A 16,774-nucleotide genomic window follows, 5' to 3' on the forward strand; every position below is an offset into this window, starting at 1 on the left:
AGGTCCAGATGTGACAACGCCCCGCAACAGCGGGGCGTTTTGTTTTTCCCCCTCTCCCGCGAGCGGGAGTGGGGAACTGCCGGGACTTAGCGCTTCAGCTTGGCGAATGCCGCCGCCATCGCGCCTTGCGGCACCGCTTCACGACGGTTGGCGCCGTTGGCGCCCTTGCCACCGCCGTTACGCTGGCCACCGCGATCGTTCGAGCGATCGGCGCCGCCTGCGCGTGCCGTGGCCTGGCCCGGCTCGTCATCGAGGCGCATCGTCAAGCCGATGCGGTTGCGCTTGACGTCGACTTCCATCACCTTGACCTTGACGATCTGGCCGGCCTTGACCACCTCGTGCGCATCCTTGACGAACTTCGTCGAAAGCGCCGAGATATGGACCAGCCCGTCCTGATGCACGCCGATGTCGACGAACGCGCCGAAGGCCGCCACGTTCGTCACCACGCCTTCGAGCACCATGCCGGGCTGCAGGTCCTTGACGTCCTCCACACCATCCTGGAACGTCGCGGTCTTGAACTCGGGGCGCGGGTCGCGGCCCGGCTTTTCGAGTTCGGACAGGATGTCGCGCACGGTCGGCAGGCCGAACGTGTCATCGGCAAACTGCTGGGCCGACAGGCCGCGCAGGGCATCGCGGTTGCCCATCACATCGGGCAGGCCCTTCTTGATGTGGTCCAGGATGCGCTGCACCACCGGATAGGCTTCCGGGTGCACCGACGAGCGGTCGAGCGGGTTGTCCCCGTCGTTGACGCGCAGGAAGCCGGCGGCCTGTTCGAACGTCTTGTCGCCCAGGCGCGGCACCTTCTTCAGTGCATCGCGATTCGAGAACGCGCCATTGGCGTCGCGGTATTCGACGATATTGCGCGCCAGTACCGAGTTCAGGCCCGAGACACGCGCCAGCAGCGGGGCGGAGGCCGTGTTGACGTCCACACCCACCGCGTTTACGCAGTCTTCCACCACGGCGTCCAGCGCACGCGCGAGTTCGCGCTGGTTCACATCATGCTGATACTGGCCCACGCCGATCGATTTCGGGTCGATCTTGACCAGTTCAGCGAGCGGGTCCTGCAGCCGGCGGGCGATCGACACCGCGCCGCGCAGCGACACGTCGAGTTCCGGAAACTCCTTGGCTGCCAGTTCCGAGGCCGAGTAGACCGATGCGCCGGCCTCGCTGACCACGATCTTGGTGAGCTTCAGCTCGGGTGCGCCCTTCATAAGGTCCTGCACCAGCTTGTCCGTTTCGCGGCTGGCCGTGCCGTTGCCGATCGAGCACAGCGCGACGTTGTGTTGCTTGGCCAGACGTGCCAGCGTGGCCAGCGACCCGTTCCAGTCGCGGCGCGGCTCGTGCGGGTAGATCGTTGCCGTTTCCAACAGTTTGCCCGTGGTGTCCACCACGGCGATCTTGCAGCCCGTGCGGATGCCCGGGTCGACACCCATCACCGATTTCGGGCCGGCCGGCGCGGCCAGCAGCAGCTCGTGCAGGTTGCGGCCGAACACTTTGATGGCCTCGCCCTCGGCGGTCTCGCGCAGTTGCGTGAGCAGTTCGGTTTCCAGATGCGGCTGCACCTTGACGCGCCAGCTCCAGCGGCAGACATCGGCCAGCCACTTGTCGGCGGGGCGATTCTGGTTCTGGATGCCGACGTGGCGCGCGATCATGCCTTCGCATGGATGCGGCACCATCGCGTCCTGTTCCTCGCCAAGGCCAAGCTTGACCATCAGCACGCCCGCGTTGCGGCCGCGGAACAGCGCCAGCGCGCGGTGCGACGGCACGGTGCGGATCGTTTCGCTGTACTGGTAGTAGTCGCGGAACTTCTCTTCCTCGGCGGTTTCCTTGCCCTCCACGACGGAGGATGTCACCACGCCGTTGTTCCAGAGGTGCTCGCGCAGCTTGCCGAGCAGTTCCGCCGTTTCGCCGAACTGCTCCGACAGGATGTCGCGCGCGCCGTCCAGCGCGGCCTTGACGTCGGGCACGCCGCCGTCGGCGGTGGGGTTGCCGTTGACGTACTTGGCGGCCTCGGCTTGGGGGTCGAGCGTCGGGTCGGCCAGCAGTGCCTGCGCAAGTGGTTCCAGGCCGCATTCGCGGGCGATCTGGGCGCGCGTGCGGCGGCGCGGCTTGTAGGGCAGGTACAGGTCTTCCAGCGTCTGCTTGGTGTCGGCCGCTTCAATGGCCGCGCGCAGCTCGTCGGTGAGCTTGCCCTGTTCCTCGATCGACGCCAGGATCGTGGCGCGACGATCTTCCATGTCGCGCAGGTAAAGCAGGCGCTCCTCAAGCGTGCGAAGCTGCGTGTCGTCCAGGTTGCCCGTGACTTCCTTGCGATAGCGGGCGATGAATGGCACCGTGGCGCCTTCGTCCAGAAGGTTGACGGCAGCCGCTACCTGGCGAGGTTGCACGGACAGTTCGGCCGCGATCAGCGACACAATCTTTTGCAGAACGGAAGCAGGCAGATTGGACATCGAGAATACGAGTCAGTCGAAAGCGGGGCATTGTGCCACAAGCGCGATGTACGGCTGGTGACGGGGAGACACCTTTTGTGCCCGCTGTTTTCCAACATGGCGGCACATCCACGGGCAGACACAAGTTACAACGTTCGCCCGAGGGTCCGAAGTGGCCCCGGATGCTAGAATTCCGGCATGATCGTCAAGCCCCATCTGGCCACCATGGCTGCCCCGGTTTCCCAAGTGCCCACAGTGTCTTCCACGGCTCTCACCATCGCGCTCGCGGCGCTGCTGCTGGCTGCGCCGTTTCGGCCCGCCATGGCGCAGGCGTCCGCGCCGGCTGCCGCGGCCGTGCCGCCAGCCCCAGGTGTCGCGCGCGATTTCGATGCGGAGCGCAAGGCGATCGACGACTCGCGGGCCTGGACCAAATATCGCTACGCGGTGGCGGAACGTGCGTGCTACAGCAAGTTCCTGGTGAACAACTGCATCGACAAGGCCAAGGAAGTCCAACGCGGGGAGCTCCAGGTGCTGCGCGAGCGCGATCTGGAGGTGGGCGATGCCGAGCGTGCCTACCGTGCGACCCAGCGTGATCACGACCAGGCCCTGCGGCGTGCGGAGTACGAGGCCAGCCTGCCCAAGCGGGCCGCCGACGAACAGGCCAGCCGCGAAGCCTTCGAACGCAAGCAGCAGGACCAGGCGCTGCGTGATGCGCAGCACAATGCTGGCGCGCCGCAGCGGGCGGCCAATGCCGAGGCTTACCAGAAGAAGCAGGACGATTTCGCCACCAAGATGCAGGAGGCACAGCAGAAGGGTGCCGAGCAGGCCCGTCAGCACGAGGAGAACGCGAAGGCATACCAGCAGAAACAGGTCGATGCCGCGCAACGCCAGAAGGAACTGGAAGAACGTCGCGCACGCGCCGCGGAAAAGCAGAATCAAGGGCAGTCGTCGACGCCCAGCCCATTCGGATTCTGATCTGGCTCGAACAACACCCGGGCAACGGCCGCAAGGCAGGGCAGGGGAAGGCGCAACATGGACGAGAACCTCAATACGCTGGCGCGACAGATCATCGAACTGCAGATCGAGCATCGTGATCTGGATTTCATGATCGACCGCCTTGCGTCCGATCCGTCGCACGACGAATTGCAACTGCGCCGGCTCAAGAAGCGCCGGCTCAAGCTCAAGGACGCCATCACCCTGTTGCAGGTGCAGGTCGAGCCCGACGTACCCGCATAGCATAGATATCCACCGGGGTCCCTCCGGCGCCATGACAAAAGCGTGCGCGACCATTCGCGCCACGCCTCAGGAAGTTCCAACTTGTCCGAACCGATCGAAGACACATCCTTATCCGACGGCCCCGATGCGGCCGGAGCCGCCGACATGCCGGAGTCGCTCGCGAACGCCGTTGCCGCGGCGGCAGCCGACCAGGCCGCGCTAAGGTCTTCGCAACTCGCCACGATCTTCGCCGAAACCGGCACGCTGGCCAGTGCGATCCCCGGCTACCGGCCGCGTGCGGCGCAGGAGAAGATGTCCGAGGCCGTGGCCAATGCAATCGCCGACAACGACACGGTGATCGTCGAGGCTGGCACGGGTACGGGCAAGACGTACGCCTACCTGGTGCCGGCCATGCTCTGGGGGGGGAAGGTCATCCTTTCGACCGGGACCAAGAACCTGCAGGACCAGCTTTACCTCCGCGACATTCCCACGGTACGCCACGCGCTGAACGTGCCGATTTCGGTTTCCCTGCTCAAGGGGCGGGCCAACTACGTTTGCCACTATCACCTGGAGCGGGCGCAGGCCAATGGCCGGCTGGCGTCGAAGCAGGATGCGGCCTGGTTGCGCGAGATCAGCCGATTCGCCAAGACCACGACGTCCGGGGACAAGGCCGAGCTGGCCGAAGTGCCCGAGAACGCACCAGTGTGGCAGATCGTGACCTCCACGCGGGACAACTGCCTGGGCAGCGAATGTCCGAACTACAAGGAATGCTTCGTGATGCGCGCCCGCAAGGAGGCGCAGCAGGCCGACCTCGTGGTCGTCAACCATCACTTGTTCTTTGCCGACGTTGTGCTGCGCGATACCGGCATGGCCGAATTGCTGCCCGCCGCCAACACGGTGATCTTCGACGAGGCGCACCAGTTGCCCGAGACGGCGACGTTGTTCTTTGGCGAAACGTTGTCGACGAGCCAACTGCTCGAGTTGGCCCGCGATACCGTGGCCGAAGGGCTGTCGCACGCGCGCGATGCGGTGGACTGGGTCGCGCTTGGGGCACCGCTCGAACGGGCTGCCCGCGATCTGCGCCTGGCCTTTGGCAGGGAGAACGCCCGCCTTGCGCTGGGGCAGATCGACGCCGACCCGCGCATTCGCGAGCCGTTTCACGAAACGCTCGACGCGCTCGATACGGCGCTGTCCGACTTTGTCGAGGCACTGGAATCGCAGGCCGAGCGTGCCGAGGAGCTTGAACAGTGCCATCGCCGCGCGCTCGAACTCGCCCAGCGGCTGGCGGCATGGCGCGACGACCGGATTGCCGCATCCCCCGTGCCTGCGGCCGTGCCGGCCGACGATGCGGAAGGCGACCAGACTTCCCAGTCTTCCCAGACTTCCCAGTCTGTCCAACCTGCCCAGCTTGGCCCCGAAACCGTACGCTGGGTGGAAGTGTTCTCGCACACGGTACAGTTGCATCGGACGCCGTTGTCGATCGCACCGATCTTCAGCCGGCAACGCGCAGGCCAGGCACGCGCCTGGGTCTTCACCTCTGCCACGCTGTCCGTGAAGGGCAACTTCACCCATTACGCCGCGCAGCTTGGGCTGGATCGCGATCGGTCGTTGACACTGCCGAGCCCGTTCGACTATGCGAAACAGGGGCTGCTGTATGTACCCCGGGATATGCCACCGCCGCAATCGCCTCAATTTACCGAGGCGGTGGTGGAGCGGGCGCTGCCGTTGATCGAGGCGGCAGGTGGCCGCACCTTCCTGCTTTGCACCACGTTGCGGGCGGTGCAGAAGGCGTCGGACATGCTCTATGACCTGTTCGCGGAGCGCGGTATCAACCTGCCGCTGCTCGTGCAGGGCCAGGCGAGCCGTACCGAATTGCTCGACCGCTTCCGCGAGCTTGGCAATGCCGTGCTGGTGGGCAGCCAGAGTTTCTGGGAAGGCGTTGATGTCCGTGGCGAGGCGCTGTCGCTGGTCATCATCGACAAGCTGCCGTTCGCACCGCCCGATGATCCAGTGCTGGCAGCGCGCATGGAGGTACTGCAGAAGAAGGGGCTCAGCCCGTTCGCGGTCCACCAGCTACCGCATGCGGTGATCACGCTGAAGCAGGGTGCTGGCCGACTGATCCGGTCCGAGACCGATCGGGGCGTACTGGCGATCTGCGATACCCGACTCGTGGAAAAGCCATATGGCCGGCAGATTTGGCAGAGTCTTCCGCCGTTCACGCGCACGCGCGAAGCCGATACCGTCATTCGGTTCCTGGAAGGGCTGGGACGAGGTGAGGCGCCGCAGTCCGAGTCCAGCACGGAATCGGAGTAGCTGTCCCAGCTTGTACCGGGCAACGACGAGTTCGTAGCGTCAGCCCGCCGGGGCTGGTCTTCCCGCACCAGACTTACTCGATCGGCAGCGGCTACGAGATTTCGAGTGACCGCAGCCAGCGCATCCTAGCGGCATGGTCGCTATGACGCGGCCTGCGACACGTACGATGGTTATAGTGCCGAGAAGGTGAAGTGTCCATGAGCCCGACGTCCGACATCAGGCCAACAAAAAACCGCACGGATCGCGTGCGGTTTTTTGTTGCTTGCATCGTAAGGTCCAATGCGGGCAGGTTCGGCTACCTCAGAACACTTCCCACCAGGACTTGTCCTTGCGGCGCTGCCCATACTTGATGTAGTCGCTGTTCGGATAGTTGCGTTCCATCACGCGGGCGGCATCGTCGCGCAGATCCTTCATGCCCAGCGCATCATACGAGCGGACCATGATATACAGCGCTTCTTCGTTGGCCGGCGCGCCGTCGTAGTCCTTCAATGCCTGCTGCGCGCGGTTGACTGCGGCCAGGTAGGCGCCACGGCGATAGTAGTAACGCGCCGCGTGAACTTCGTGCTGGGCCAGCGAGTTGACGATGTACTGCATGCGCAGCGTCGCGTCGGGCGTGTACTTGCTGTCCGGGTAGCGGGTGATCAGGATCTGGAACGCGTCATAGGCTGCTCGCGCCGCCTTCGGATCACGTTCGCTCAGGTCCTGGCCGGAGAACCGGCCCAGCCAGCCCAGGTTGTCGTTGAAGTTGATCAGCCCCTTGAGGTAGTAGGCGTAATCGATGTTCGGATGGCTCGGGTGCAACTGGATGAAGCGGTCGACGGCAGCCAACGCGGCAGCGGTCTCACCATCCTTGTAGTTGGCGTAGGCCGTATCGATCTGCGCCTGCTGGGCGTAACGGCCAAATGGATAGCGGCCCTCGAGCTTCTCGTAGAGCTTGACGGCGCGCGTGTAGTCGCCGCCATCCAGGGCATCCTTGGCTTCAGAATATAATTTGTTCGCTGACCAGCCAGCCGTTTCGTCCGGCTGGTCGCCCAGCAGGCCGCACGCGGACAGCATGACGCAGCCGCCTGCAAGCAAAATCGCTCCAAATCTCGCGCGCCAATTAGCGCGTCTCATGCTCTGCAATTGCATGGGCAACCTGTTCCCGGATGAAAAATAGCGCCAAGCATTATAGCCGAAGCCCCAAGCCCGAAACCGGGCCGGAGCGCCACACCGAATCCACCGCCGTAGCGGACGTCGATACGGAGGAGTTTGGCGACCTCGGTGAGTTCAACGACGATGTGCCGGTCTCGCCGCCGGCCGCGTCGGATTTCGTGCCACTGTACATGGAAGTCGATAGCGCGTCTCACGGCGAGCGCCTCGACAAGCTGCTCGCGCGGCACTTCAGCGAGTTTTCGCGTAGCCGTATCCAGCAATGGATCGAGGATGGTGCCGTAAGGGTCGATGGCGAGCCAAGCCGTGCCAAGGCATCGGTCCAGATGGGCCAGAAGATCGAGGTCCAGCCGCAGGCCGCCCCGGAGTCCATGGCATTCACGGCAGAAGACGTGCCCCTCGACGTCGTGTACGAGGATGATGCCATGTTGGTCATCAACAAGCCCGCCGGACTGGTCGTGCACCCGGCCGCCGGCAACTGGAGCGGCACCGTGCTGAACGGGCTGCTGCATCGCGATCCGTCTGCGGCAAGGCTGCCCCGCGCGGGGATTGTCCACCGGCTGGACAAGGAAACCTCCGGCCTGATGGTGGTGGCACGGACGCTGGTCGCCCAGACGGATCTGGTGCGACAGCTCGCCGCGCGCACGGTCAAACGGACCTATCTCGCGCTGGTCTGGGGCGAGACCCCCGATGACGGCACGATCGATGCGCCGATCGGCCGGGACCCTCGCGAGCGCACGCGCATGGCCATCGTGCATACGAACAGCGGCAAACCGTCGCGCACGCACTTCGAGACCCTTGGCACGGTGCCGCTGGGCCGGGGTAAGGTGTCGATGGTGATGTGCCAGCTCGAGACCGGTCGAACACACCAGATCCGCGTGCATTTTGAGTCGATCGGCCATCCGCTGGTGGGCGATCCCGTCTATCACAAGGCCACGCAACGCGGGCAGCGCCCCGCGATCCGTGTGCCGCTGCCTGTCCCGTTCACGCGCCAGGCGCTCCATGCCTACCGGCTGGGGCTCGTGCATCCGGTCACCGGCCGCAAGATGTCGTGGGAAGCCGAGCCGCCCGAAGACCTCCAGGCCTTGATCGATGCCCTCGACTTCGAGGGGCAGGCGCAGGACGATGAAGAGGAAGACGACTGGTACGAAGGGGACGACGATGACCAAGGCGACCACGACGAGGAATGATCGCCCGGCCTGGATCGTGCCCGACTGGCCTGCGCCGGCGTGGGTGCGCGCATTGTCGACCACGCGCCATGGTGGTGTCAGTGCAGGCCCCTATGGCCTGGCCGACGGATCGGCCGGTGGCCTGAATCTCGGCACGCATGTCGGTGATGACCCGGCCGCCGTGGCCGGGAATCGCCAGCGCTTGGTGGGACATCTGCCGGCCATGCCGCGCTGGCTCGACCAGGTGCATGGCTGTGGCGTGGTCACGGCCGACGGCGTCATGGATGGTGTGCCGCAGGCGGACGCGAGCATCGCCACCGAGTCAGGCCATGTCTGCGCGATCATGACGGCCGATTGCCTGCCAGTGCTGCTCTGCGATGCGGCGGGCACGGTCGTTGGCGCGGCACATGCGGGCTGGAGGGGGCTCTGCGACGGGGTCATCGAGGCCACGCTGGCACGCATGGCGGCACATGCCGGCCCCAATCCAACCTGGCTTGCTTGGCTTGGTCCGGCCATCGGGCCGACGGCATTCGAGGTAGGTGCCGAGGTCCGTGCCGCCTTCATCGAGCGCGCGCGCGACGACGAGCGGGCGGGGGTCGAGGCAGCGTTTCTCCCTGGCGCGCCAGGCAAGTACTGGGCAGATATCTATGCATTGGCCCGCATCCGCTTGGCACGCGCAGGTTGCGTGCGGATTCATGGCGGGGATGCCTGTACCGTTACCGACGCCGATCGCTTTTTCTCCTACCGCAGGGATCGCACGACTGGCCGCATGGCCACGCTCGTCTGGCTGGAACGCTGACAGCCGCCGCCGGCCGTGGCATCGTCTACTGGCCGGCTTTCGACTCGGGTTCCGCCGTCTCTGCCGCGGCGGCTTCGGCGGCTTCACGCGCTTTTCGCCGCCTGCGCCGGCCGGGCGTCCCCATGATGTACATCACGATTGAGACCGGAGCCAGTCCGTAAAACAGAAAGGTGGCCACGCCAGCCACCGCGTTGGTCTCGGTAATCGACATCATCAGGACGACGTAGAGCCAGCCAATTGCCACGATATACATCAGACTTTCATCTCTTTCGTGTATGAGTTCATGCTGCCTGGCACGCCACGCCAGGCCTACCGTCCGGTAGGTCGGGATTTGGCGGCCAGGGAGTTACCTGTCGTGCGGATTTCCGCATTGACAGCGTCTACATTGCGAGGCAACAATGCCTTTAAATGTATCGAAACCGAGGAATTACTCTAGGGTTTCGCCGGCTAGCATAGCGTATGACGCAGGGCATCCGAGGTCGTTCTGCAGCAGTGTCAGACGCAACCCGGATCAGGGGCGGGTCGGGAGACAGTCACCCCGAGCCCGTCAACCAATACGACGGCAGAGAGACGAATACATTATGGCGACCGGCAAAGGTGCGGCAGCTTCCGATAAGGAAGGCAAGTCCCAACCGTTTCAGTTCGTGCCGGGGCCATTTGATCCAGCCACCTGGCTGGAGTGGTCCCGTCAATGGGTACCCGAGGCCAACGGCGATATGCCGTCTGGTTTCCCGGCCGGCATGGCCGGCGCGTTTCCGGGTGGATTCCCGGGCGGCGAGGCATTCGTCCAGGCCTTCCAGAACGCTTTCCAGGGTGCCGCCACGCAAAGTGCGAACGGCGTAAATGGCGCCGGCGGCGTGAAGATCGCGCCCGCGCAGCTTGCCCGTATCCAGGAACGCTTCTTCAGGGATTTCGCCGAACTCTGGCGCGAAATGGGCGAGGGCGCCGTGGCAGCCAGCACGCCTGCGCCCAACGGCGCGGCCAATGCCGATTCAGCCAGCCAGCGCTTGTCCGACAAGCGTTTCGCCAGCCCGGCATGGCGCAACAATGCCCCGTATCGCTATACCGCAGCCTTCTACCTGCTGACGGCCCGCGCCATGACCGAACTGGCCGAGGCGGTCGAGGCGGATCCCAAGGTTCGTCAGCGCATCCGCTTCGCGGTATCGCAATGGGTGGATGCCATGTCGCCGGCCAACTTCCTGGCGACAAACCCTGACGCGCAACAGCGTCTGATCGAATCCGGTGGTGAGTCACTGCGCAAGGGCGTGCGCAATATGCTGGAGGATCTGGCCAGGGGCAAGATCTCGCAGACCGATGAAACAGCGTTCGAGGTCGGCCGCAATATGGCTGTGACCGAAGGCGCTGTGGTCTACGAGAACGAGTATTTCCAGCTTCTGCAGTACAAGCCTCTGACCGACAAGGTCTACGAGCGGCCGCTGCTGATGGTGCCGCCGTGCATCAACAAGTTCTACATTCTGGACCTGCAACCCGAGAGCTCGCTTGTACGTCATGCGGTGGAGCAGGGGAATACCGTCTTCCTGGTGTCGTGGCGAAACCCCGATGCGTCGATGGCCGAGCGCACCTGGGATGAGTACATCGAGCACGCGGCGATCCGCGCGATCGAAGTGACGCGCGATATCAGCGGACAGGACAAGATCAACGTGCTGGGCTTCTGCGTCGGCGGCACGATCGTCTCGACGGCGCTTTCCGTGCTGGCCGCGCGTGGCGAGCGTCCGGCAGCCAGCCTGACGTTGCTGACCACGCTGCTGGATTTCGCCGATACGGGCATCCTCGACGTCTTCGTCGATGAAGCGCACGTGCAACTGCGCGAGGCCACACTGGGCGGGGCCGGCGGCGCGCCGTGCGGGCTGCTGCGCGGCGTGGAACTGGCCAATACGTTCTCGTTCCTTCGTCCGAACGACCTGGTCTGGAACTACGTGGTCGACAACTATCTCAAGGGCAACACGCCGGTTCCGTTCGACCTGTTGTTCTGGAATGGCGACGCCACCAATCTCCCGGGCCCGTGGTACTGCTGGTACCTGCGCCATACGTATCTGCAGGACGAACTGAAGGTGCCGGGCAAGCTTACGGTCTGCAACGCGCCGGTGGACTTCGGGGCGATCGACGTGCCGACCTACATCTACGGGTCGCGCGAAGACCACATCGTGCCCTGGGCCGCGGCCTACGCTTCCACGGCGCTGCTGCGGAACAAGTTGCGTTTCGTGCTGGGTGCCTCCGGCCATATCGCGGGCGTCATCAACCCGCCGGTCAAGAAGAAGCGCAGTCATTGGACCAATGACAAACTGTCGGAATCGGCCCATGATTGGCTGGCCGGCGCGCAGGAGCATCCGGGAAGCTGGTGGCCGGACTGGGTGACATGGCTGGGCAAGCAAGCGGGTCAGAAGCGTGCCGCGCCAGCCGATTACGGCAATGACCACTACCGGGCGATTGAACCCGCGCCAGGGCGCTACGTCAAACAGCGCGCCTGAGCTTCATGAGGGCCGGCCCGCGACGCCGGCCCGGATTTCGAACCGTTCCGCATTCGTTTTCTCGAAAGGACATCAAATGACCGATATCGTCATCGTTTCCGCAGCCCGTACCGCAGTCGGCAAGTTCGGCGGTTCGCTCGCGAAGATTCCCGCGCCGGAGTTGGGCGCCATCGTGATCAAGGCCGCGCTGGAGCGTGCCGGCGTGAAGCCGGACCAGGTGAGCGAAGTGATCATGGGCCAGGTGCTGACGGCCGCCTCGGGCCAGAACCCGGCACGCCAGGCTTCGCGCAAGGCGGGCCTGCCCGACATGGTGCCGGCCATGACCATCAACAAGGTGTGCGGTTCAGGCCTGAAGGCCGTGATGCTGGCCGCCAACGCGATTGTGGCTGGCGAGGCCGAGATCGTCGTCGCCGGCGGCATGGAGAACATGAGCGCCGCGCCGCACGTGCTGCCGGGTTCGCGCGATGGCTTCCGCATGGGCGACACCAAACTGGTCGATTCCATGATCGTTGACGGCCTGTGGGATGTGTACAACCAGTACCACATGGGTATCACGGCCGAGAACGTCGCCAAGGAATACGGCATCACCCGCCAGGCCCAGGACGAGTTCGCCGTGGGCTCCCAGAACAAGGCCGAAGCTGCCCAGAAGGCCGGCAAGTTCGACGAGGAAATCGTTCCGGTCCTGATTCCGCAACGCAAGGGCGATCCGGTTGCGTTCAAGACCGACGAGTACGTGCGTCAGGGCGCCACGCTGGAAAGCATGGCTAGCCTGAAGCCGGCCTTCGACAAGAGCGGCACGGTGACGGCCGCCAACGCATCGGGCCTGAATGATGGCGCCGCCGCGGTGGTCGTGATGTCGGCGGCCAAGGCGCGCGAACTGGGCCTGACCCCGCTGGCGACGATCAAGGCGTACGCCAACGCCGGTGTGGACCCGGCCGTGATGGGCATGGGCCCTGTGCCTGCCAGCAAGCGCTGCCTGTCGCGTGCCGGCTGGGAGGTCAAGGACCTGGACCTGATGGAAATCAACGAGGCCTTCGCCGCTCAGGCGCTGGCCGTGCATCAGCAAATGGGCTGGGATCAGTCGAAGATCAACGTGAACGGCGGCGCGATCGCCATCGGCCACCCGATCGGTGCGTCGGGCTGCCGCATCCTGGTCACGCTGCTGCACGAAATGAAGCGCCGCGATGCCAAGAAGGGCCTGGCCTCGCTGTGCATCGGCGGTGGCATGGGCGTGGCGCTCGCAGTCGAGCGGAATTAAGCATCGCATTGCATTGAGGGGTGTGCCGGCCGTGTGCGTCGACGACGGATGCGGCCGGCGTGAATAAGAAAGACCAAAGCTTCGACACGATCGGGCGAGCCAACTAGGAGTGGATATGACTCAGCGCATTGCATATGTGACCGGCGGCATGGGCGGCATCGGGACCGCGATTTGCCAGCGACTGGCGCGGGATGGTTACAAGGTGGTGGCGGGCTGCGGCCCGAATTCGCCGCGTCGTGAGAAGTGGCTCGAACAGCAACGCGCGCTCGGGTTTGAATTTGTGGCGTCCGAAGGCAACGTCGCCGACTGGGACTCGACCAAGGCAGCCTTCGACAAGGTCAAGTCCGAAGTGGGCGAGGTCGATGTGCTGATCAACAACGCCGGCATCACGCGCGACGTAGTGTTCCGGAAGATGACCCGCGCGGACTGGGATGCGGTGATCGACACGAATCTGACGTCGCTGTTCAACGTGACCAAGCAGGTCATCGACGGCATGGCTGACCGCGGCTGGGGTCGCATCGTCAACATCTCGTCGGTGAACGGCCAGAAGGGTCAGTTCGGTCAGACCAACTACTCGACCGCCAAGGCAGGCCTGCACGGCTTCACGATGGCCCTGGCGCAGGAAGTGGCCACCAAGGGCGTGACTGTGAACACGGTGTCGCCGGGCTACATCGCCACGGACATGGTCAAGTCGATTCGCCAGGATGTGCTCGACAAGATCGTCGGCACGATTCCGGTCAAGCGTCTGGGCACGCCCGAAGAAATCGCCTCGATCTGCGCGTGGCTGTCGTCGGACGAGTCGGGTTTCTCGACCGGTGCCGACTTCTCGCTGAATGGCGGCCTGCACATGGGCTGACCGGCGCGCGCGCCGGATGTCGCCGTTGATGCGGCGCATCCAGCGCGGTGCACAAGCGTGACCCGGCCGGGCTTCGGCTGGCGTTTCTGGCGGGCAATGCCGCGCATTCGTGCGCGTTCATTGCCCGTTTGTCATCTTTCCACGCTGTTTTGCTGCGGGTTTTCCTTAAACCTTGCCGTCTTTTCTTAGTGCCTTGTTGAGCATAGAATCAGGGCAATAGCGCAACCGGCACCACTGTGGAGCCTTTCGGCTGTGTCTGGTCCGGTTGTTCTTGCGCACTGCATCGCACGCGGTGCAGCAGTACCGAGCGATGGCGCAGCAGCGATGCCGGACAACGGCATCAGCGACGACACAAGGATAGAGCACCGATGGCCACGAGCAAAAAAGGCGCAGAGCGACTGATCAAGAAGTATCCCAATCGCCGGCTCTACGACACGCAGACCAGTACCTACATCACGCTCGCGGATGTGAAACAGCTGGTCATGGACAGCGAGGAGTTCAAGGTCGTCGACGCCAAGTCGGGCGAAGAACTCACGCGCAGCATCCTGCTGCAAATCATCCTGGAAGAGGAAACCGGCGGCGTGCCAATGTTCTCGAGCTCGATGCTCTCGCAGATCATCCGTTTCTACGGTCATGCGATGCAGGGCATGATGGGCACCTACCTGGAAAAGAACATCCAGGCCTTCATCGACATCCAGAGCAAGCTGGCCGAGAACTCCAAGGGCCTGTACTCGGGTGAGGCATTCAGCCCGGACATGTGGTCGCAGTTCATGAACCTGCAGGGGCCGATGATGCAGGGCATGATGAGCAACTACATCGAACAGAGCAAAAACCTGTTCGTGCAGATGCAGGAGCAGATGCAGAACCAGGCCAAGTCGATGTTCGGCACGTTCCCGTTCAACCAGCCGGACAAGAAGTAAGCAGGTTCGGTTTTCGCCGCGCAACAGCCGTGCAGTGGTGTCACCACCACGGACTGTTGTGAAAGCGTGGCAAATTCCCATATCCGTGCGTCATTCTCTTTGACGCGTCGAATCGGGCGAGAGGGCATGGTCCAATTGGCCATGCCCTGTTTGTTCAGGGGTCCTGTTCAGACATCCTCTCCTCGTCGCCCGATGGAAATCGACAAATTTCAACCGTTCGTACTCGACCTCTACACCCAGCTCGGCCAGGTACAGCGCGACATTGGTTCGCTCACGGCAGGCCAGCAGGCCATGGCGGAACAGCTTCGGCAACAAGAAAGCCAGATGCGGGAGTCCGAGTCGCGCATCATTCATGCGATGGACCAGTTCGAGGCTCGTCTCACTGCGAGGGTCGATAAAGTGGAGTCAGATCTATCTGGGCGCATCCAGTCGACCGAGGACAAGCTCTCCGTTATGAAAGACCGCGTCAAACGGGTGTTCTGGGCAACCGGTGGCGGCGGGGTCGTGTTGGGCCTGGCGCTCGGCTGGAGGCCGATTCTTGCCCGGGCCGTCAGTCTTCTTGGAACGTGATGCGACCCGGGCACAGAACGAAGCCCGCCAAGGGCAGGCGCGCCAATATCGCTTGCTCAGGGTAAAATCACGGCCTTTCATGGCAATGACGGCGCCCGGCAGGCTCGCCGGATGCCCTTGGCCCAGAGCGGCGCGCCACCGGGGACGGTCGGATGCGCCCCGAATCCCCCTATTTGCGGTGCCCCATGTCGTCTGATACCAACTTGTCCAATCCGCCCAAAGTCGGCTTTGTTTCACTCGGCTGCCCCAAGGCCCTAGTGGACTCCGAGCAGATCATCACCCAGCTTCGTGCCGAGGGATACTCGATCAGCGGCACCTACGATGGCGCCGACCTTGTGGTCGTCAATACGTGCGGCTTCATCGACGAAGCTGTGCAGGAGAGCCTGGATGCGATCGGCGAGGCGCTGACTGAGAACGGCAAGGTGATCGTGACCGGCTGCCTGGGCGCCAAGAAGGATGCCGCCGGACACGACATCGTGAGCGCCGTGCACCCGAAGGTGCTGGCTGTGACCGGCCCGCACGCGCTGGGCGAGGTGATGCAGGCGGTGCATACGCACCTGCCGAAGCCGCATGACCCGTTCACGGACCTGGTCCCGGCTGCCGGTATCAAGCTGACGCCGAAGCACTATGCCTACCTGAAGATTTCGGAAGGCTGCAACCATCGCTGCTCGTTCTGCATCATTCCGTCGATGCGTGGCGACCTCGTCTCGCGGCCCGTGGCTGAAGTCATGCTCGAGGCCGAAAACCTGTTCAAGGCGGGCGTAAAGGAACTGCTGGTCATCTCGCAGGACACCAGCGCTTATGGCGTGGACGTCAAATATCGCACCGGTTTCTGGAATGGGCGCCCGCTCAAGACGCGCATGACCGAGCTGGTGGCCGCGCTCGGCGAGCTGGCCAGCCAGTATGGCGCATGGGTTCGCTTGCACTACGTCTACCCGTATCCGCACGTCGACGAGATCATCCCGCTGATGAACCAGGGCAACGTGCTGCCTTACCTCGATGTGCCGCTGCAGCACGCGCATCCGGATGTGCTCAAGCGCATGAAGCGCCCAGCGAATGCCGAGAAGACACTTGATCGCATTCGTGCGTGGCGCGAAGTCTGTCCCGACCTGACGATCCGCAGCACGTTCATCGCCGGTTTCCCCGGTGAGACCGAGGAAGAATTCCAGACGCTGCTCGATTTCATCGCCGAAGCCGAGCTTGACCGGGTGGGCTGCTTTGCCTATTCCCCGGTGGAGGGCGCCACGGCCAACGATCTGCCCGGTGCGTTGCCGGACGAAGTGCGCGAAGAGCGACGTGCCCGTTTTATGGAGGTGGCCGAGGAGGTCTCCGCCCGCCGTCTGCAGCGCAAGGTCGGCCAGACGCTGCGCGTGCTGGTGGACGAGGTCAATCAGGAGGGTGGCATCGGCCGGTCGTCGGCGGATGCGCCGGAAATCGACGGTCTGGTCTATATCGATCCGGCGGCCAAGGCTTCGCAGCGCTACAAGACGGGCGACTTCGTGAATGTGAAGATTACCGGCGCCGACGGTCACGATCTTTGGGGTGAAGTGGCGTAAGCCGTACTTGTGCATACAATTAGGTAAAAGTACGGTCGTTCGTTTTCC

14 protein-coding genes are annotated in these 16,774 nt (G+C 63.9%); 11 read left to right on the forward strand and 3 right to left on the reverse strand.

Annotation, left to right across the window (positions count from 1 at the left end; all coding sequences use genetic code 11):
• Positions 1-86: 86 nt before the first annotated feature.
• The gene (locus K6G35_RS06345) at positions 87-2,450 is read right to left on the reverse strand and encodes a Tex family protein (protein WP_035881959.1); all 2,364 of its coding nucleotides are present in this window, start codon (positions 2,448-2,450) and stop codon (positions 87-89) included.
• A 177-nt stretch (positions 2,451-2,627) separates the two neighbouring features.
• On the opposite strand from K6G35_RS06345, the gene K6G35_RS06350 reads away from it, so the two are divergent.
• The 3 genes from K6G35_RS06350 to yoaA all read left to right on the forward strand — a co-directional run bounded on the left by K6G35_RS06350 (position 2,628) and on the right by yoaA (position 5,957).
• A complete protein-coding gene (locus K6G35_RS06350; protein WP_495676219.1) occupies positions 2,628-3,404 on the forward strand; it encodes a hypothetical protein in 777 nt (258 codons plus the stop codon).
• A 57-nt stretch (positions 3,405-3,461) separates the two neighbouring features.
• Positions 3,462-3,665, forward strand: a complete 204-nt coding sequence (locus tag K6G35_RS06355; protein ID WP_008646837.1) for a YdcH family protein — start codon at positions 3,462-3,464, stop codon at positions 3,663-3,665.
• A 144-nt stretch (positions 3,666-3,809) separates the two neighbouring features.
• Positions 3,810-5,957, forward strand: a complete 2,148-nt coding sequence (gene yoaA / locus K6G35_RS06360) for a DNA repair helicase YoaA (RefSeq protein WP_234818991.1) — start codon at positions 3,810-3,812, stop codon at positions 5,955-5,957.
• Between the two features lie 300 nt (positions 5,958-6,257).
• Here yoaA and K6G35_RS06365 read toward each other — a convergent pair whose 3' ends face one another.
• The gene (locus K6G35_RS06365; RefSeq protein WP_024570892.1) at positions 6,258-7,088 is read right to left on the reverse strand and encodes an outer membrane protein assembly factor BamD; all 831 of its coding nucleotides are present in this window, start codon (positions 7,086-7,088) and stop codon (positions 6,258-6,260) included.
• A gap of 17 nt (positions 7,089-7,105) precedes the next feature.
• Here K6G35_RS06365 and K6G35_RS06370 point away from each other — a divergent pair, with 17 nt between their 5' ends.
• Both K6G35_RS06370 and pgeF read left to right on the forward strand, forming a co-directional pair.
• Complete coding sequence (locus K6G35_RS06370) at positions 7,106-8,299, forward strand: RluA family pseudouridine synthase (RefSeq protein WP_286880848.1); 1,194 nt, start codon at positions 7,106-7,108, stop codon at positions 8,297-8,299.
• Positions 8,271-9,077, forward strand: a complete 807-nt coding sequence (gene pgeF / locus K6G35_RS06375) for a peptidoglycan editing factor PgeF (RefSeq protein ID WP_186425306.1) — start codon at positions 8,271-8,273, stop codon at positions 9,075-9,077. The genes K6G35_RS06370 and pgeF overlap by 29 nt, the downstream gene beginning before the upstream one ends.
• Before the next feature lie 25 nt (positions 9,078-9,102).
• On the opposite strand, the gene K6G35_RS06380 is transcribed toward pgeF, so the two are convergent.
• Positions 9,103-9,330: a hypothetical protein gene (locus K6G35_RS06380; RefSeq protein ID WP_495676220.1), complete on the reverse strand. Its 228-nt coding sequence runs from the start codon at positions 9,328-9,330 to the stop codon at positions 9,103-9,105.
• Positions 9,331-9,658: 328 nt separating this feature from the next.
• Here K6G35_RS06380 and phaC point away from each other — a divergent pair, with 328 nt between their 5' ends.
• The 6 genes from phaC (at position 9,659) to rimO (ending at position 16,726) form a co-directional block, all read left to right on the forward strand.
• Positions 9,659-11,566 carry a class I poly(R)-hydroxyalkanoic acid synthase gene (gene phaC, locus K6G35_RS06385; protein ID WP_495676221.1) on the forward strand — a complete coding sequence of 636 codons (1,908 nt, stop codon included), beginning with the start codon at positions 9,659-9,661 and terminating at the stop codon, positions 11,564-11,566.
• Positions 11,567-11,642: 76 nt separating this feature from the next.
• On the forward strand, positions 11,643-12,824 hold the full coding sequence (locus K6G35_RS06390; RefSeq protein WP_008646824.1) for an acetyl-CoA C-acetyltransferase: 1,182 nt from the start codon (positions 11,643-11,645) through the stop codon (positions 12,822-12,824).
• A 115-nt stretch (positions 12,825-12,939) separates the two neighbouring features.
• Complete coding sequence (locus tag K6G35_RS06395; RefSeq protein WP_008646821.1) at positions 12,940-13,680, forward strand: 3-ketoacyl-ACP reductase; 741 nt, start codon at positions 12,940-12,942, stop codon at positions 13,678-13,680.
• 368 nt (positions 13,681-14,048) lie between these two features.
• Positions 14,049-14,600 carry a polyhydroxyalkanoate synthesis repressor PhaR gene (gene phaR, locus K6G35_RS06400; RefSeq protein ID WP_008646818.1) on the forward strand — a complete coding sequence of 184 codons (552 nt, stop codon included), beginning with the start codon at positions 14,049-14,051 and terminating at the stop codon, positions 14,598-14,600.
• Positions 14,601-14,792: 192 nt separating this feature from the next.
• Positions 14,793-15,170, forward strand: a complete 378-nt coding sequence (locus K6G35_RS06405) for a hypothetical protein (RefSeq protein ID WP_234706959.1) — start codon at positions 14,793-14,795, stop codon at positions 15,168-15,170.
• 185 nt (positions 15,171-15,355) lie between these two features.
• Complete coding sequence (gene rimO, locus K6G35_RS06410) at positions 15,356-16,726, forward strand: 30S ribosomal protein S12 methylthiotransferase RimO (RefSeq protein WP_035881973.1); 1,371 nt, start codon at positions 15,356-15,358, stop codon at positions 16,724-16,726.
• Positions 16,727-16,774: the final 48 nt, after the last annotated feature.

It is taken from the genome of Cupriavidus sp. HY129 (assembly GCF_059492215.1).

What these genes read in the sequence shown, in the direction of transcription:
- K6G35_RS06390 (WP_008646824.1), top strand. Translation starts at nt 11,643, where the DNA reads ATGACCGATATCGTCATCGTTTCCGCAGCCCGTACCGCAGTCGGCAAG.
- K6G35_RS06380 (WP_495676220.1), bottom strand. Translation starts at nt 9,330, where the DNA reads ATGTATATCGTGGCAATTGGCTGGCTCTACGTCGTCCTGATGATGTCG.
- K6G35_RS06345 (WP_035881959.1), bottom strand. Translation starts at nt 2,450, where the DNA reads ATGTCCAATCTGCCTGCTTCCGTTCTGCAAAAGATTGTGTCGCTGATC.
- phaC (WP_495676221.1), top strand. Translation starts at nt 9,659, where the DNA reads ATGGCGACCGGCAAAGGTGCGGCAGCTTCCGATAAGGAAGGCAAGTCC.
- K6G35_RS06405 (WP_234706959.1), top strand. Translation starts at nt 14,793, where the DNA reads ATGGAAATCGACAAATTTCAACCGTTCGTACTCGACCTCTACACCCAG.
- phaR (WP_008646818.1), top strand. Translation starts at nt 14,049, where the DNA reads ATGGCCACGAGCAAAAAAGGCGCAGAGCGACTGATCAAGAAGTATCCC.
- pgeF (WP_186425306.1), top strand. Translation starts at nt 8,271, where the DNA reads ATGACCAAGGCGACCACGACGAGGAATGATCGCCCGGCCTGGATCGTG.
- K6G35_RS06355 (WP_008646837.1), top strand. Translation starts at nt 3,462, where the DNA reads ATGGACGAGAACCTCAATACGCTGGCGCGACAGATCATCGAACTGCAG.
- K6G35_RS06365 (WP_024570892.1), bottom strand. Translation starts at nt 7,088, where the DNA reads ATGCAATTGCAGAGCATGAGACGCGCTAATTGGCGCGCGAGATTTGGA.
- K6G35_RS06370 (WP_286880848.1), top strand. Translation starts at nt 7,106, where the DNA reads ATGAAAAATAGCGCCAAGCATTATAGCCGAAGCCCCAAGCCCGAAACC.
- K6G35_RS06395 (WP_008646821.1), top strand. Translation starts at nt 12,940, where the DNA reads ATGACTCAGCGCATTGCATATGTGACCGGCGGCATGGGCGGCATCGGG.
- rimO (WP_035881973.1), top strand. Translation starts at nt 15,356, where the DNA reads ATGTCGTCTGATACCAACTTGTCCAATCCGCCCAAAGTCGGCTTTGTT.
- yoaA (WP_234818991.1), top strand. Translation starts at nt 3,810, where the DNA reads ATGCCGGAGTCGCTCGCGAACGCCGTTGCCGCGGCGGCAGCCGACCAG.
- K6G35_RS06350 (WP_495676219.1), top strand. Translation starts at nt 2,628, where the DNA reads ATGATCGTCAAGCCCCATCTGGCCACCATGGCTGCCCCGGTTTCCCAA.